This window comes from Mycolicibacterium sp. MU0053 (assembly GCF_963378095.1).
GTDB classification, from domain to species: Bacteria; Actinomycetota; Actinomycetes; order Mycobacteriales; family Mycobacteriaceae; genus Mycobacterium; species Mycobacterium burgundiense.
In genome coordinates this window covers 4,298,886-4,313,537 of record NZ_OY726397.1, presented here as the reverse complement: position 1 = coordinate 4,313,537, position 14,652 = coordinate 4,298,886, and the positions used below count along the sequence as shown (strand labels likewise).

The 14,652-nt window shown below is 70.8% G+C and carries 15 protein-coding genes, 1 pseudogene and 1 riboswitch; of the genes and pseudogenes, 7 read left to right on the top strand and 9 right to left on the bottom strand.

All coding sequences use genetic code 11. From position 1 onward, the window contains the following. Nucleotides 1–19 precede the first annotated feature (19 nt). The 3 genes from RCP80_RS20590 to glnX are packed head-to-tail and all read right to left on the bottom strand — an operon-like array spanning nucleotide 20 to nucleotide 4,561. Nucleotides 20–2,254 carry a serine/threonine-protein kinase PknG gene (locus RCP80_RS20590; RefSeq protein ID WP_308479435.1) on the bottom strand — a complete coding sequence of 745 codons (2,235 nt, stop codon included), beginning with the start codon at nucleotides 2,252–2,254 and terminating at the stop codon, nucleotides 20–22. A 7-nt stretch (nucleotides 2,255–2,261) separates the two neighbouring features. Further along, nucleotides 2,262–3,245 carry a glutamate ABC transporter substrate-binding protein gene (locus RCP80_RS20585; RefSeq protein WP_308479434.1) on the bottom strand — a complete coding sequence of 328 codons (984 nt, stop codon included), beginning with the start codon at nucleotides 3,243–3,245 and terminating at the stop codon, nucleotides 2,262–2,264. Further along, the gene (gene glnX, locus RCP80_RS20580; protein ID WP_308479433.1) at nucleotides 3,242–4,561 is read right to left on the bottom strand and encodes a protein kinase G-activating protein GlnX; all 1,320 of its coding nucleotides are present in this window, start codon (nucleotides 4,559–4,561) and stop codon (nucleotides 3,242–3,244) included. Before glnX ends, RCP80_RS20585 begins: the two co-directional genes overlap by 4 nt. 164 nt (nucleotides 4,562–4,725) lie before the next feature. Here glnX and RCP80_RS20575 point away from each other — a divergent pair, with 164 nt between their 5' ends. Further along, nucleotides 4,726–5,223: an NUDIX hydrolase gene (locus RCP80_RS20575; RefSeq protein ID WP_308479432.1), complete on the top strand. Its 498-nt coding sequence runs from the start codon at nucleotides 4,726–4,728 to the stop codon at nucleotides 5,221–5,223. Here RCP80_RS20575 and thiE read toward each other — a convergent pair. Continuing rightward, complete coding sequence (gene thiE, locus RCP80_RS20570; protein WP_308482957.1) at nucleotides 5,204–5,884, bottom strand: thiamine phosphate synthase; 681 nt, start codon at nucleotides 5,882–5,884, stop codon at nucleotides 5,204–5,206. The two genes, RCP80_RS20575 and thiE, sit on opposite strands and share 20 nt — an antisense overlap. Nucleotides 5,885–5,935: 51 nt before the next feature. Continuing rightward, a riboswitch (TPP riboswitch) is annotated at nucleotides 5,936–6,065 on the top strand. On the opposite strand from thiE, the gene thiO reads away from it, so the two are divergent. The 5 genes and pseudogenes from thiO (at nucleotide 6,054) to RCP80_RS20545 (ending at nucleotide 10,336) form a co-directional block, all read left to right on the top strand. Further along, nucleotides 6,054–7,082: a glycine oxidase ThiO gene (thiO, locus tag RCP80_RS20565; protein WP_308479431.1), complete on the top strand. Its 1,029-nt coding sequence runs from the start codon at nucleotides 6,054–6,056 to the stop codon at nucleotides 7,080–7,082. It overlaps the preceding riboswitch by 12 nt. Further along, the gene (gene thiS / locus RCP80_RS20560) at nucleotides 7,079–7,276 is read left to right on the top strand and encodes a sulfur carrier protein ThiS (RefSeq protein ID WP_308479430.1); all 198 of its coding nucleotides are present in this window, start codon (nucleotides 7,079–7,081) and stop codon (nucleotides 7,274–7,276) included. Before thiO ends, thiS begins: the two co-directional genes overlap by 4 nt. A 4-nt stretch (nucleotides 7,277–7,280) precedes the next feature. Beyond that, the gene (gene thiG / locus RCP80_RS20555) at nucleotides 7,281–8,027 is read left to right on the top strand and encodes a thiazole synthase (protein WP_373693550.1); all 747 of its coding nucleotides are present in this window, start codon (nucleotides 7,281–7,283) and stop codon (nucleotides 8,025–8,027) included. Next, a pseudogene (locus tag RCP80_RS20550) lies at nucleotides 8,024–8,829 on the top strand (SGNH/GDSL hydrolase family protein). The gene thiG and the pseudogene RCP80_RS20550 overlap by 4 nt, the downstream one beginning before the upstream one ends. A 10-nt stretch (nucleotides 8,830–8,839) precedes the next feature. Continuing rightward, nucleotides 8,840–10,336, top strand: coding sequence for a M28 family metallopeptidase (locus RCP80_RS20545; protein ID WP_308479428.1), 1,497 nt, complete (start codon nucleotides 8,840–8,842; stop codon nucleotides 10,334–10,336). Here the strand turns inward: RCP80_RS20545 and RCP80_RS20540 are convergent. Next, nucleotides 10,331–11,551, bottom strand: coding sequence for an MDR/zinc-dependent alcohol dehydrogenase-like family protein (locus tag RCP80_RS20540; protein ID WP_308479427.1), 1,221 nt, complete (start codon nucleotides 11,549–11,551; stop codon nucleotides 10,331–10,333). The two genes, RCP80_RS20545 and RCP80_RS20540, sit on opposite strands and share 6 nt — an antisense overlap. 96 nt (nucleotides 11,552–11,647) lie before the next feature. Then, on the bottom strand, nucleotides 11,648–12,478 hold the full coding sequence (locus tag RCP80_RS20535) for an alpha/beta fold hydrolase (RefSeq protein WP_308479426.1): 831 nt from the start codon (nucleotides 12,476–12,478) through the stop codon (nucleotides 11,648–11,650). Nucleotides 12,479–12,543: 65 nt separating this feature from the next. Here RCP80_RS20535 and RCP80_RS20530 point away from each other — a divergent pair, with 65 nt between their 5' ends. After that, nucleotides 12,544–13,155: a TetR/AcrR family transcriptional regulator gene (locus RCP80_RS20530; RefSeq protein WP_308479425.1), complete on the top strand. Its 612-nt coding sequence runs from the start codon at nucleotides 12,544–12,546 to the stop codon at nucleotides 13,153–13,155. Here the strand turns inward: RCP80_RS20530 and RCP80_RS20525 are convergent. From RCP80_RS20525 to RCP80_RS20515, 3 genes are read right to left on the bottom strand one after another with little or no spacing between them, the layout of a single operon-like run. Next, nucleotides 13,133–13,462 carry a hypothetical protein gene (locus tag RCP80_RS20525; protein WP_308479424.1) on the bottom strand — a complete coding sequence of 110 codons (330 nt, stop codon included), beginning with the start codon at nucleotides 13,460–13,462 and terminating at the stop codon, nucleotides 13,133–13,135. The genes RCP80_RS20530 and RCP80_RS20525 overlap by 23 nt on opposite strands. After that, nucleotides 13,462–14,343: an oxygenase MpaB family protein gene (locus tag RCP80_RS20520; RefSeq protein WP_308479423.1), complete on the bottom strand. Its 882-nt coding sequence runs from the start codon at nucleotides 14,341–14,343 to the stop codon at nucleotides 13,462–13,464. The genes RCP80_RS20525 and RCP80_RS20520 overlap by 1 nt, the downstream gene beginning before the upstream one ends. Then, complete coding sequence (locus RCP80_RS20515; RefSeq protein ID WP_308479422.1) at nucleotides 14,340–14,564, bottom strand: hypothetical protein; 225 nt, start codon at nucleotides 14,562–14,564, stop codon at nucleotides 14,340–14,342. Before RCP80_RS20515 ends, RCP80_RS20520 begins: the two co-directional genes overlap by 4 nt. Nucleotides 14,565–14,652 lie beyond the last annotated feature (88 nt).

The following is a 14,652-nucleotide window of genomic DNA, read 5'->3' as shown; positions in this document are numbered from 1 at the left end:
CGCCCCCGGGGTCGGACCGTCAAAACGTACTGGTGGGCCGCACGGTGTTGGCCATGTCCACCAACGCGTACCGGTGCGCGCGGCTCGGGGCCTGGCGGGCCAGCGCCCGCAGCGACGCTTCGACCCCGAGCTGCAGGCCGTGCAGCGTAAACGGGAAACCGAGAATGTGATTGGTGCTGGCCTCATGGTCCACGATCCAGTCCAACGCGGTGCCCAGCACCAGGGCGCGGATCTGCAGCACCCGCGGCTCGGTCTCCGGCAGCGCCTCGACCCGGCGGGCGGCGTCGCGGATCTGCTGTTCGGTGACCTCGCTGACCGACCGGCCCGACAGCAGCGTCACGGCGCTGGTCAGCCGCGCGGTGGTGAAGTGCCGGGAGGTGGCGGGCACCTGGTCGAGGGTCTTGATCGCGGCGTCGCGCTCGCCGGCCACCGACTGCGCCCGGGCCAGGCCGAACCCCGCCGCGATGACACCGTCGTCGGTGCGCCAGACGGTCCGGTAGAAATGTTGGTCGGTGGTGCTGCCGGACAGTTCGGCGGTGGCCGCCAGCGCCAGTTTGGGGGCCAGCTCGCCCGGCAACAGATCCAGCACCTCGGTGAAATGCTTTGTCGCCGAATCGTAGTCGGCGGTCAGCAGCTCGGAGACGGCGCGGAACCACACCAGCCGCCACGGCCAGCCGACCCGCTCGGCCAGGTCGTCGAGCTTGCGGGCGGCCTTGGCGACATCGCCGAGGTCCAGTAGCGCGCGGATCTCCATCAGCGGCAACTCGATCGACTCGCTCAGATCGATGCCCTCGGAGTCCAGCGCGCCGTGGCGGGCGGCCCGCAGCGAGTCCAGCGTCTGAACGGGCTGGGACAGCACGTTGGCCGAGAGCACCGTGGCCGCCACGTCGCTGCGGTCGACCAGCGGCACCGGCAGCGCGGTGACGATCTCGGCGGCGGTCAGCTTCTCCGAGTGCGGCCGGCCGTCGAGGTAGACGTCGGTGTGCGAGACCAGCAGGTCGACCCCGAACGTCGAGCGGGACCGGCTGAACACCGTGGACAGTCCGGGCCGCGGCAACCCGCTGTCGGACGCGACCACCTCGCGCAGCACGCCGAGCAGCTGTCCGGACATCTCGTCGGCGGTGGCGAACCGGCGCCGCGGATCCGGGTCGATCGCGCGCCGCAGCACCCGCTCGAAGCTGTCGTACTCGGCCAGCACCGGATCGTCGTCGGGCAACCCGTCGACATACCGGCCGTGCCTGGTGCGCATCTTCAGCGTGAGCGCGGCCAGGGTCCGACCCACGGTGTAGATGTCGGTGGCGATGGTCGGTCCGGTGCGCACGATCTCCGGGGCCTGGTAACCGGGAGTGCCGTACAGATAGCCGAACGAGTTGATCCGCGAGACCGCACCGAGGTCGATCAGCTTGAGCTGTTCCTCGGTGAGCATGATGTTCTCGGGCTTGAGGTCGTTATAGCACAGCCCGATGGAATGCAGATAGCCCAGCGCCGGAAGGATTTCCAGCATGTAGGCGATGGCCTGGGCCACCGGCAGTCGGTCGTCACGACCCTGCTTGAGCGAGGTGCCCCCGACGTACTCCATCACGATGTAGCCGACCGGGTCGCCGTGCTTGTCGGGATGCTCGACGAAGTTGAAGATCTTCACGATCGACGGGTGCACGACCTCGGCGAGGAACTGCCGCTCCGCCATCGCGATGGCCTGGGCCTCGGCGTCGCCGGAATGCACCAACCCCTTGAGCACCACGGGTCGTTCGTTGACGTTGTGGTCGACCGCCAGATACACCCAGCCCAGCCCGCCGTGCGCGACGCAACCCTTGATCTCGTACTGGTCGGCGACCATGTCGCCGGGTCCCAGCTGCGGCAGGAACGAATAGGCGCTGCCGCAGTGCGGGCACCAGCCCTCCGACAGGGCCTTGCCCTCCGGGCTGGACCGGCCCACCGGTTTGCCGCAGTTCCAGCAGAACCGTTTGGATTCGGCGACAACCGGATTGGTCATCAGGGCGGCGAGCGGATCGATCTCGGGCACCCGGGGGATCTCGACCAGACCGCCGCCGAGGCGCCGTGCCGGCGCGATGGCCCGGGTGGCCGTGGTCGGGTGGTCGTGCGGTTCGGTGCCCGCGGTGTCCGACGGGTAGTCGTCGTCGTCGAACTGGGGCCGGAAGATGGCCTGGGTGGCCATCGGGCGCAGCGTCGAGGCCGAGTCCAGCAGCACGTCGGCCGGCTGGGTGCTCGGTCCCTCGTCCTCGTTTTCCGCCACGGCCGACCTAGTCCCGGTATCTCGCGGTCGGGGGCGCCGGCGCCGGGCCGAGCACCGATAACCACCTGCGGTACAGCGTGTTCCAGGTGCCGTCGCGTCGGATCCGCTCCAGGGTGCCGTTGACGAAGCGCACCAGCCCGGTGTTGTCCTGGTTGATGCCGATGCCGTAGGGCTCCTGGGCCATGCTCGGACCGACGATGTGCAGGAACGGATCCTGGGCGGCCAGGCCGGCCAGGATGGTGTCGTCGGTGCTGACCGCGTCGACCTGACGCTGCTGCATGGCCACCAGGCAGTCCGCCCACGTCACCACCGAGATGATGATCGGCGGAGGGGCGATCTCCCGGATCCGCTGTAACGACGTGGTGCCCTCGACCGCGCAGACCCGCCGCCCGGACAAATCCGAGGCGCGGGTGATCGACGAGTCGCGCGGCACCAGAATCCGTTGGTAGGCCGTCAGATACACCGTCGAGAACTCCACCAGCTCGCGTCGTTCACAGGTGATGGTCATGGTCTTGACCACGATATCGACCTGATTGTTGCGCAGTGCGGTGATCCGGCCGGCCGACGACAGGATCCGGTATTCGACCTGCGTCGGGGTGCCGAAGATGTCGCGGGCCACCTCGCCGGCGATGTCGACGTCGAATCCGGTGATGGCCCCGGTGATGGGGTCGCGGAACGAGAACAGGTTGTTGCCGATGTCGAGTCCGACGATCAACCGGCCGCGGTTGCGGATGTTGGCCACGGCGGCCCGGGCCTGCTCGCGGTCGGGGAACGGCCGCAGACTCGCGGTGGGATCGCAGTCCTGCTCGTCGGCGTCGGGCAGCGCGGGACCCGCCGGTATCAGCTCCTCGAGTCCGGCCGGCGTCGGCGGCGCCAACGTCAGTCCGGGCACCGCCGGTGGCGGCGCGGGCTGCGCGCACCCGGTCACCAGGGCGGCGGACACCGCGACCGCGGCCAGCGCGGCGCCGAGTCGTCGCAGGCCGGCGATCATCGGTACTCGCCCATGCGCGGCCACAACCCGAGCGCGACGGCGATGGCCGCGCCCAGCGACAGCACCACGGCGCCCACGGTGGCTCCCGCCAAGGTCCGGCGGGCGCGGGCGATGTCGCTGCGCAGCCGCTCGCGGCTCTTCTCGATGCCGTCGGACAGCGCCGCCTCGAGCTTGTCGAACGCCGGGGTGGAGTCGTCCTGGCCGGTGCCGAGCGCCACCTGGGTCGCGGCCTGATAGTTGCCGACCGAGATGTAGGCGTTGATGCGCTCGTCGGCGGCGCGCCACTTCGCCAGCAGCTCGTCGGCCTCGGCCAGCGCCGTCTTGTCGATCGCGTCGTCGCGCTCGAGATACTCGGCGAGCTGCTGCTGCATGGTCTCGATGCGCTGGTAGTACGACTGCTTACGGACGTCCTCGTCGCCGCGCCGGATCAGCGACAGCGTCTCGTCGGCGCGCGCTTGCTGGGCCGCGATCGCCAGATTCGTCACGGTCTTCAAGGACGCGGCCGCGGTGTTCTGGGCGCTGCGGCTCACCGCGGTCGAGATCACCAGCGCGGTGCCCACCCAGACCACCATGACCATGATGGCCAGCCCGCCCGCGACCAGCCCGATGTTGACCCGGCGCCGGGTGCGCCGCGCCAGCCAGCGGTGCGCGAACGCGCCGAAGAGAATGGTGGCGGTGACGATCAGGATCACCGGGGACGGGATCCGGGTCGAGGAGGTGGTCTCCTCGTCCACCCGGGACGACGTCTCCTGATAGAGCCGTTGGGCGTCGGGCAGGATGGTCTCCTGCATCAGCGACGAGGCCTCCGACAGGTACGAGGAGCCCACCGGGTTGCCGGCCCGGTTGTTGGTGCGCGCGGTCTCGATCACCCCGGTGTACACCGCCAGGTTCGCGTTGATCTGCGCGGTCAGCTCGCGCATCGACTCGTCGGTCAGGCCGCTGGCCGCGCGGGTGAGCGCCGCGGCGGCGTTGGTGATGGCCTGCTCGTAGCGCTGCCGGACCGGCCGCGGTTCGGCCCCGGCGATGAAGGCGGTCGCGGCCGCGGCGTCGGCGACCGACAGCGTGGTGTACAACTCACCGGCCGCGAACGACAACGGCTCGGTGTGGTTGAGCACCGTCGTCAACGCCTGCTGTCGGTAGTCGATCGTGGTCGAGGTGGCGAACGCGCTGGCCACCCCCAGGGTGGCGAGGATGACGCCGAGCGCCAGGATGCGGCCCGGGGTGGTCCAGAGGAACCACCAGCGCGGGTGCGCCGGCTCGTCGGGCGACCGGGACGCCAGCGGCTCAGTGGACGGGTGCGCCAGCTCCACCGTCACGGCTGCGGCCCCTTCACTCTGGAATCCGATGTGCGTTCTGTGCGTCCCGATCCGTCTCCACAGGCGATTCTATGAGGCTCGTGTGGCGGATGGGAGGTGATCGCCCCGAGAGCGCCACCGAGCAGGGCACCAACCGAAATCCGCGTCCGCCTATCCTTAGGCCCGTGCGTGGCGATGGTGACGGCTGGGTGGTTTCGGATAACGGGGCGCACTACTGGGGCCGCCACGGTGCGGCGGGGCTGTTGTTGCGGGCGCCGCGGGCCGATGGCACGGCCGTCGTGCTGCTGCAGCACCGGGCCCCGTGGAGCCATCAGGGCGGCACCTGGGGCCTGCCCGGCGGAGCCCGCGACAGCCACGAAACCGTCGAGGAGGCCGCGGTGCGCGAGGCCCACGAGGAGGCGGGCTTGGCCGCCGCTCAGGTCACGGTGCGCATCAGCGTGGTGACCGCCGAGGTCGGATCCAGTGGCCGCGATACGCACTGGACCTATACGACCGTGATCGCCGACGCGCCGACACCGCTGGACACCGTGCCCAACCGGGAGAGCTCCGAGCTGCGCTGGGTCGCCGAGGACGAGGTCACCGACCTGCCGCTGCATCCGGGGTTCGCGGCCAGCTGGCCGCGGCTGCGCGAGGTCGCGGCCACTATCCCGGTGTTCCGTTAGCCTCGAGCGCCGCCACCAACCGTCGCGCGGCCGCCGCCGGGTCGTCGGCGGCCGTGATCGCCCGCACCACCACCACCCGGCGGGCACCGGCCTCGATGACCTCCGGTAGTCGCTGTTCATCGATGCCGCCGATGGCGAACCACGGTTTGCCGGGCCGCCAGGCCGCGACGGTCCGGATCAGCTCCAGGCCCGGGGCGGCGCGGCCCGGTTTGGTCGGCGTCGGCCAGCAGGGACCGACACAGAAGTAGTCCACCGATTCCTCGATCGCGGCCCGCGCCTGCGCCTCGTCATGGGTGGACCGGCCGATCACTTGCCGGGCGCCGATGATGTCGCGCGCGACGTACAGCGGCAGGTCGTCCTGGCCGAGGTGCAGGACATCGGATTCGGCGGCGCGGGCGATGTCGGCGCGGTCGTTGACGGCGAACAGCGCGCCGTGCCGGCGGGCCGCGTCCGCCAGGATCTCCAGCGCCGCGAGTTCGTGGGCGGCCTCGAGCGGACCGAACTGCCGCTCCCCGGGCGAGCCCTTGTCGCGCAGCTGGATGATGTCGACCCCGCCGGCGAGGGCGGCCTCGGCGAACTCCGCGAGGTCGCCGCGTTCGCGGCGCGCATCGGTGCACAGATACAAGCGGGCGGTGGCCAGTCGATCCAACGGCAGCGGCATGGGTGGGGTCACGCCGTTCAGGCTATCGCCCGGGTGGTGAGTACCCTGGTCAAGAGGAATCACGGGAGCCCGGCGGACCGGGCTGAGAGTGGACCTGCTCGTCGCGTTCGACGGCAACCGGTCCTTACCGTCGCACCTGATCCGGGTCATGCCGGCGAAGGGAGGAAGCATGAGCCCCCGAGATTGCGCTCGGAGCGTGGCCGTCATCGGCGGTGGCGTCATCGGACTGTCGGTGGCCCGCCGGACCGCGCAGGACGGTTGGGCGGTCCGGGTGCACCGCACCGAGGTGCCGGGGGCCTCCTGGGTGGCCGGCGGCATGCTCGCCCCGCACAGCGAGGGCTGGCCCGGCGAAGAGGAACTGCTGCGCATCGGGCTGGCCTCGCTGGCGCTGTGGCGCGCCGCGGGTCCGGGCTCGTATCTGGACGGCCTGCCGCCGGAGGTGGTGACCGCCCATGAGTCGTTGGTGGTGGCCGTGGACCGCGCTGACGCCGCCGACCTGAAGACCGTCGGGGACTGGTTGGCCGCCCAAGGCCACCCGGTGCAGCCGACCACCGCGGCGCGCGATATCGAACCGCTGCTCGCGCAGGGCATCCGGCATGGCTTCTGCGCGGGTACCGAACTGGCGGTGGACAACCGCGCGGTGGTGGCGGGGCTCGCGGACCACTGCGAGCGAATCGGGGTGCAGTGGGCCGGACCGGTCAACGATCTCGCCGACGTCGACGCCGAGACCGTGGTGATCGCCAACGGGTTGGATGCGCCGTCGCTCTGGCCGGGCCTGCCGGTGCGCGCGGTCAAGGGCGAGGTGCTGCGGCTGCGCCGGCGCAAGGGCAGCATGCCGGTGCCGCGCCGCGTCATTCGCGCCCGGGTGCACGGCCGGCAGGTGTATCTGGTGCCGCGGCACGACGGCGTGGTGGTCGGCGCCACCCAGTACGAACACGGCCGCGACACCGCGCCCGCGGTCGCCGGGGTGCGGGAACTGCTCGACGACGCCTGCGAGGTGATGCCGGCCCTCGGCGACTACGAACTGGCCGAGTGCGGTGCCGGGCTGCGGCCGATGACCCCCGACAATCTCCCGATCGTGCAGCGCCTCGACGAGCGCACGCTGGTGGCCGCCGGGCACGGCCGCTCGGGTTTCCTACTTGCCCCCTGGACCGCCGAACGCATTGCCAACGAATTGAAAGTGAGTGTTGTCCCGTGATGATCCTGGTGAACGACGAACAGGTCGAGCTCGACGAGGCCACCACGGTGGAGGCGCTGATGGACCGCCTCGGTTTCCCGGACAAGGGGATTGCCGTGGCCCTGGACTGGGCGGTACTGCCCCGATCCGATTGGCACACCGTGCTTTCCGACGGCGCCCGAGTGGAAGTGGTGACGGCGGTGCAGGGTGGCTGATGCGATGCTGACGATCGCGGACCGCAAGTTCGGCTCGCGGTTGATCATGGGCACCGGCGGTGCCGCCAACCTCGCGGTACTCGAGGAGGCGCTCGTTGCCTCCGGCACCGAACTGACGACCGTGGCCATGCGCCGCATCGACGCCGAAACCGGCACCGGGGTCTTGGATCTGCTCAACCGGCTCGGCATCATGACGCTGCCCAACACCGCGGGTTGCCGCGGCGCGGCCGAGGCCGTGCTCACCGCGCAGCTGGCGCGCGAAGCGCTGCAGACCAACTGGGTGAAGCTGGAGGTCATCGCCGACGAGCGCACCCTGCTGCCCGATGCCGTCGAATTGGTGCGGGCCGCAGAACAATTGGTGGACGACGGGTTCGTGGTGCTGCCCTACACCAACGACGACCCAGTGCTGGCGCGGCGCCTCGAGGACATCGGCTGCGCGGCCGTGATGCCGCTGGGCTCGCCGATCGGCACCGGACTTGGCATCGCCAATCCGCACCACATCGAGATGATCGTCGCCGCGGCCGGGGTGCCGGTGGTGCTCGACGCCGGGATCGGGACCGCCAGCGACGCGGCCCTGGCGATGGAACTGGGCTGCGATGCGGTGCTGCTGGCCACCGCCGTCACCCGGGCCACGGATCCGCCGACCATGGCCGCCGCGATGTCCGCGGCGGTCACCGCCGGACATCTGGCCCGGCTGGCCGGCCGGATCCCGAAGCGGTTCTGGGCGCAGGCCTCCAGCCCCGCGCTATGAGCGCGCGCGAGAGCTCCGCCGAGAACTATTATGTGGCGCTGGGCAGTTCGATGGCCGCCGGGCCGGGCATCGCGCCGCGGGCACCGAACTCGCCCCGGCTCGCGGGGCGCTCGGCTCGCAACTATCCGCACCTGGTGGCCGCGGCGCTGGGCCTGTCGCTGATCGACGTCACCTATTCCGGTGCCACCACGGCGAACATCCTGGGCGAGCCGCAGTTCGGTGCGCCGCCGCAACTCGAGGCCCTCGACGGGCCCGGCGCGCGCGCCCAGCTGGTGACGATCACCATCGGCGGCAACGACATCGGCTATGTGCCCATGCTGGCGGCCGCGACCGTGCCGCGGCCGCTGCGGCGGGTGCCGCTGCTCGGAGCGCGGTTGCGTGCACTGCTGGACCCGGCGGCGCGCGACGCGGCGCTGCGGACGCTGGAGGTGTCGATGCGTGCCGTCGGGCAGACGGTGCGCGCCCAGGTCCCGGAGGCGCGGGTGCTGTTCGTCGACTATCTGACGTTGCTGCCGCCGTCGGGACAGCCCGCCCCGCCGCTGACCGACCGCGACGCCGAGTCGGGTCGGCAGCTGGCCGACCGGCTGGCCGCGATCACCGCCGCGGCCGCCGCCGACACGGGCTGCGAGATCGTGCGGCGGCGGCCGCCAGCCGCGACCACCATGCCTGGTCAGCGGACCCGTGGACCACCGGGGCGGGCTTTCCGTTGGCCTACCTGTACGGCAAACCGGCCCCGCTGCACCCCAACGCCGCCGGCATGCGCGCGGTTGCCGATCTGATCGTCGACGCGTGGCGTCGCTAACGTAGGCGCCATGGGTAACAGGTCGCGGGCCGCGCTCGCCACGCTCTCCGCATTCGCCGTCGTGGCCGCGCTCGGCGGATGCGGGCGGGAGACCGGCCCCAGCGGTGCCGATCCGGCGGCGGCCGCCGAGTTCGCCGAGACGCTCGCCGAGCGCATCGACACCGATGCGCTGATGGCCCACCTGCAGCGGCTGCAGGACATCGCCGACGACCACGACGGCAACCGGGCCTCCGGCTGGCCGGGCTTTGAGGCCAGCGTCGACTATGTCGCGAATGCGTTGCGGGAAGCGGGGTTCGACGTGAGCACCCCGGAGTTCGAGGTGCGGGTCTTCGAGTCCGAGCCGGGCACCCTGACGCGGGCGGCGACCGATTTCGAGGCCCGGGCGCTGCAGTACGCCGTCGGCACGCCGCCCGAGGGCCTGACCGCTGACCTGGTTCCGGTGCGGGTCAGCGAGGCGCCGGGCTGCGCCAAACCGGATTTCGACGGGCTGCCGGTGGCCGGGTCGATCGTGCTGATCGACCGCGGGGTGTGCCCGTTCACGCAGAAGGTCGCGCACGCGGTGGCCGCCGGGGCGGCCGGTGTGGTGATCGCCAACAACGTCGACGAGAAGGAGATGGGCGGAACGCTGGGCGAGAAGACCGACGTGAAGATCCCTGTGGTCAGCGTCGCCAAGGCCGACGGCGCGCAGTTGCGTGCGAACCCCGGCCCGGTGACGATCAAGGTCCGGGCCGAAACCACCACGCACACCGCCCGCAACGTCATCGCGCAGACCACCACCGGGGACACCGACAACGTCGTGATGGCGGGCGCGCACCTGGACAGCGTGGAAGAGGGGCCCGGCATCAACGACAACGGCTCCGGGGTGGCCGGGGTGCTCGAGGCCGCGTTGCAGCTCGGCAGCGCGCCCCCGATCCGCCACGCGGTGCGGTTCGCGTTCTGGGGTGCGGAGGAACTCGGCCTGGTCGGATCGAACCGCTACATCGAATCGCTCGATCTCGAGGAGCTCACCGCGATCGCGATGTACCTGAACTTCGACATGATCGCCTCGCCCAATCCCGGCTACTTCACCTACGACGGCGATCAGTCCCAGCCGCGCAACCGCACCGACCGCTCGCCGTGGGTGCCCGAGGGTTCGGCCGGCATCGAGCGCGCGCTGGTCGCCTATCTGGACTCGGTCGGCAAACCCGGTCGGGACACGTCGTTCGACGGCCGGTCGGACTACGCCCCGTTCACGTTGGCCGGCATCCCTTCCGGGGGGTTGTTCACCGGGGCCGACGACGAGATGGACGCCGAGGAGGCCGAACTGTGGGGCGGTGACCCCGGGCAGCCGTTCGACCCGAACTACCACAAGGCCGGGGACACCATCGACAACGTCGATCCGACCGCGCTGGGGATCCACGGCGCCGGGGTCGGCTACATCGTCGGGCTGTACGCGCAGGAGCTCGCCGGCCGCAACGGCGTTCCGGTGCCGGCCGACCGGACCCGCCACGAGGTGGCGGCGTCATGAGCGCGGTGCGCGCCGCGCGACGAGCACCGCGCCCACGCTGAGGACCAGCATGATGACCACCGGTGCGCTGCCGGAGCGGTCCAGGGCGATCTGACCGACCAGCGCACCGATCAGACACGTCGCGACGGCGATCAGCGCTGAGCCCAGGCCGATCAGGGCGGCCCGGTCGCGGCTGTCGGCGAGCAGGCCGACCCACGTCATCGACGCGGTGTAGACCGCCTGGTTGGCCATGGTCACCAACAGGAACACCACGGCCAGCAGCCATCCCGAGGACCACATGTCCAGCAGCTCGGCAAGCAGGGTGGCCACCGCGGCCGCGGTGCTCATGAGCGCGCTGCCCAGCAGCATGCCCCGCACGCCGAAGATCCGGTACACCGCGCGCCACAGCGCCGAGCCGCCCAGCAGCGCGGCACTCGACACCACGATCAGCATCGGCAGCTTGTCCTGCCCCTGAGCGGCCCGCAGGCTGTAGAAGGTGGTCCCGAGCGAGACCGGCACGAACATCAGCTGGGTCAGCACGTAGCGGCGAAACCAGGGCAGGGAGCGGGCGGCCCGGATGCCGTCGCGCATCGTGTCCGACAGCGACTGACGCACGGCGGGCGTCGGCATCCGAACCGGGCCGACGAACAACGCCGCCACGCCCGCGGCCGCCAGGCCGGCCGCGCCGAACCACAGCAGGGACACGCTCTGGGCCGCGGCGTCGCCGCGCACCAACACCGGCACCAGGACCAGGGTGACCGCGGTGGCCAGCAGCGACCCGGCAGCGCTCTGACCGAGCAGCAGGTCACCGCGGCGCCCGTCGGACAGGCGGCTCGAGGCGATGTCGGTGAACGCGACGTTGGACAGCCCCGACCCCAGCCCGAGCAGTGCGGAGGTGGCCAGCAGCGCCACCGGTACGGCCCCGCCGCCCGTCGACACCGCGGCGGTGAGGCCGACGAGGACCGCCATGGCGGCCACCGTGGTCGCCACCACGAGATGGCGCTGCTGGTGGGACCATTGCAGGACGCCCGGGGACACGGCGTTGCCGACGGCCTTGCCGATGCAGTACGCCGGGTACAGCAGCGCCGCCACCCACCCCATCCCGCGGCCCGCGCAGATGAACGGCAGCACCACCGCGACGTTGCTGAGTTGGGTGCCGGCACTGTAGAACGTGCCGTGCGTGATCAGCTGCGGGAATCGGCCCTGCTGCGGCGAGGTGTCCAGGGCTGCGGTCATACGAAAAACGTAGGGCCGCGGCGGCTTTGCCGGGATCGGGTGATCGGCCGGTCCACCGGATGAACCCGGTGTCCCCCGATCGGGGGACAGGGCGCGTCAGCAGCTCGCGATCGCCTCGACCACCGCGCCCGGGTTGTCCAGCGGCACAAAGGTACTCGCGTCGGACACCTCGACGAGGGCGGAATCGGGGAACAGTGCGCCCAGCCGGCGGCCCAGCTCGGGAGTGAAGCACCGGTCGCGGGTGCCCCAGACCAGCCGCACCGGTTTGGTGAACCGGTGCAGGCGCGGTGCCACCGCGGTCAGGTCGGTGCGCCCGATCGCACGGGTCAGCGCCGCGAAGTCGCCGGCGATGGCCGGGTCGGTGCGCGCCGGCTCCATCCAGGACGCGGTCAGCGCGGGATCCGGCGACTCGGCCAGCAGTCCGTAACCCACCGGGGAGTGCCGCACCGCCTTGACCGCGGTGAGCGCGGTCAACGCGCGCACCGAGACCGTCGAGCTCATCAGCGCGAAGATCGCGTTGAACGGGAACGGCGGGAACTTGTCGAAGGCATCGCAGTTGGTGAGCACCAGCCGACCGATCCGCTCGGGGTGGGCGTCGATGAGGAATTGGCACACGCCGCCGCCGGTGTCGTTGCCGACGAGCGTGACATCGTGCAGGTCCAGGGCGATCAGGAAATCGTGGATCAGCTCGGCCACCCCGGCCGGCGACAGCGCGGCGCGGTCGGTGACCGGCGTGCGGTGCGCGCCCAGCGGCAGATCCGGCAGCACGCAGCGGAACCCCTGTTCGGCGAGCCGTTCGGCGACGCCCGACCACAGCCTGGAGTCGACGAGCGCGCCGTGCACGAACAGCACCGGCGGATGCGACGAATCCGCCGGGCCCAATTCGCGGTAGGGGATCGTCGCCTGGGGCAGCGTGAGGTGCGCCATGGTGGGCTATCCTTTCGACCAAGACAACTTACAAACACTGAGTATGAAAGTTACGTACACGCAGTATGAAAGTCAAGGGTTCAGCCCGCAGGACTCAGGCCGAGCGCACCGCGGCCACCCGCGCGCAGCTGCTGGCGGCCGCCCGGAAGCTGTTTGCCGACAAGGGCTTCAGCGAGGTGTCCACCCAGGAGATCGTGGCCGCGGCCGGGGTCACCCGGGGTGCGCTGTACCACCAGTTCGCCGACAAGGCCGAGCTGTTCGCGGCGGTCCACGAGGCGGTGGAGACGGACCTGGTGGCCGACGTGGGCGCCGCGATAGCCGCGGCCGACCCGGCGGGGCCGCTGGCCGCGATGCGGCTCGGGGCGCGGTTGTTCCTCGATCACTGCGTGGCGCCGGATGTCCAGCAGATCGTTCTGATCGACGCGCCGTCGGTGTTGGGGTGGGAACGCTGGCGCGCGATCGGTCTGAAGTACGGGCTCGGTGTCATCGAGACGATGCTCGGGCAGGCCATCGCCGCCGGCGAGATCCCGGAGCAACCACTGCGGCCGACCGCGCACGTGCTGTTGGGCGCCCTCGACGAGGCGGCGCTCTATGTCTCCCGGGCCGAGGACCGCGACGCCGCGCGCGCGGAGATGGATGCGGTGTGCGAGCGGCTCATTGCCGGGATTGCGGGCTGACCACCCGGGTGCCCCGCAGCGCCAGCGTCAGCAACACGGCGGCGCCCAGTACCGCGGTCGGGATCGCCCAGGCCCGGCGGACCAGCAGCGCCGACTCGCACCGCTCGGTCAGCGGACCGGGCCCACCGTCGGCGATCTCGGGATGCGACATGTCGCTGAAAAAGCCGGAGCCGCAACTGATCTGCAATCCATAGTTGTCGAACTCGGACAGGTGCACCGGCTGCCACAGGGCCAGCACCCCGACCAACAGCACCAGGCCGGCCGCGATCATCGCCAACAGTCGGCGCGTCGTGAGTTCTCCGCCCATCAGATCAACCTCTTCCCCCGTCGGGTTCGCCTGCGGATATCCGACAACAGCAGCTGGCTGCCGCCCTGGCGGATGAACTTCGGCAGGAACCGGTTGGCCAGCGACACCAGCAGGAACAGCCGCTCGAACCAGCGCTGCCGGCGCGGCGACCACGGCACGCCGAGCGCCTCGCGGAACACCGGCGCCAGGAAGCCGGCGGTGAGGAAACGCAGCAGCGGTCCGAAGCCTGGGCGCAGCAGCCCGGTGATCATCCGCAGGTTCAGCAGATCGTTCAGATACGCGCGGACCGTGTCTTCGATGGCCACCTGCGCGCAGGCGGTGTTCCAGTAGTCGTCGAAGCCCGCCCGGGTGGGCGGCCACTGCTCCTCGCCGACCTGCAAAGTGGTGCCCAGGGTGAACGCCGAACGGTAGAAGATCTCGGCATGCTCGGCGCTGAGCTCACCGCGCAGCAGCTGATAGGTGTCCTCCAACCCGACGAACAGGCAGGCGGCGACCCACATCTGTAGATCCCGATCGAACGCGTTGTACTGCACCGGGCTCTCGGGTGTGGAGCGCACCAGTCGGTGGGCGCCGTCGACCGCCGCGCGGAACGCGGCGCGGTCGGCGTCGGTGCCCAGGATCGCCACCGCCAGATAGCTGAAGGTGGTCCGGGCCCGTTTCCACGGATGGTGCATGAGGCTGCCGGAAGTGACCTTGCTTTCCGCGACGCCGTGGCCGACGCCGGGCCGCGACAGTTGCATCACGACGTTGGCGGCGCCGGCCGCGAACGACCAGAAGTCCATTGCGTCGGCGACCGTGGGTTCGCGGTCATCCCAGCGCGCGGTGCGGCGCCCGATCGTGATCCGGGTGTCGGCGGTGGTCAACGGGCGCGGACCGGTCATGTCATGCACACATTCGAAAACAGCAGGACCGGCCAGGAGACGATGGAACCGAGGAAGGAGACCACCAGATCGGCACCCTGCAGATGCTCGAGGTGAGCGGTGTGGGTCATCGACCAGATTGCCCCGATGATCAAGTAGGGGGTGCCGAGGATGATGCCCAGCCCGAGGAGTTCCGCGATGGTGAACTGGTAACTCAGCACCTGACGAAGCTTGGCGAGCATGGGGTCCCCTTCGTTGTGTTGCCACTATGTTAACCGGCGTTCGGCGCGGAGGTGGGCGAATCCGGGCCTTGCGTTCGGCGATGCAAAC

Coding starts and splice junctions, on each gene's coding strand:
- thiO (WP_308479431.1), top strand. CDS start 6,054: ATGAGCCCCCGAGATTGCGCTCGGAGCGTGGCCGTCATCGGCGGTGGC.
- RCP80_RS20545 (WP_308479428.1), top strand. CDS start 8,840: ATGGGTAACAGGTCGCGGGCCGCGCTCGCCACGCTCTCCGCATTCGCC.
- RCP80_RS20520 (WP_308479423.1), bottom strand. CDS start 14,343: ATGACCGGTCCGCGCCCGTTGACCACCGCCGACACCCGGATCACGATC.
- RCP80_RS20525 (WP_308479424.1), bottom strand. CDS start 13,462: ATGGGCGGAGAACTCACGACGCGCCGACTGTTGGCGATGATCGCGGCC.
- thiG (WP_373693550.1), top strand. CDS start 7,281: ATGCTGACGATCGCGGACCGCAAGTTCGGCTCGCGGTTGATCATGGGC.
- thiE (WP_308482957.1), bottom strand. CDS start 5,884: ATGCCGCTGCCGTTGGATCGACTGGCCACCGCCCGCTTGTATCTGTGC.
- RCP80_RS20515 (WP_308479422.1), bottom strand. CDS start 14,564: ATGCTCGCCAAGCTTCGTCAGGTGCTGAGTTACCAGTTCACCATCGCG.
- RCP80_RS20530 (WP_308479425.1), top strand. CDS start 12,544: ATGAAAGTCAAGGGTTCAGCCCGCAGGACTCAGGCCGAGCGCACCGCG.
- RCP80_RS20540 (WP_308479427.1), bottom strand. CDS start 11,551: ATGACCGCAGCCCTGGACACCTCGCCGCAGCAGGGCCGATTCCCGCAG.
- RCP80_RS20585 (WP_308479434.1), bottom strand. CDS start 3,245: ATGATCGCCGGCCTGCGACGACTCGGCGCCGCGCTGGCCGCGGTCGCG.
- RCP80_RS20535 (WP_308479426.1), bottom strand. CDS start 12,478: ATGGCGCACCTCACGCTGCCCCAGGCGACGATCCCCTACCGCGAATTG.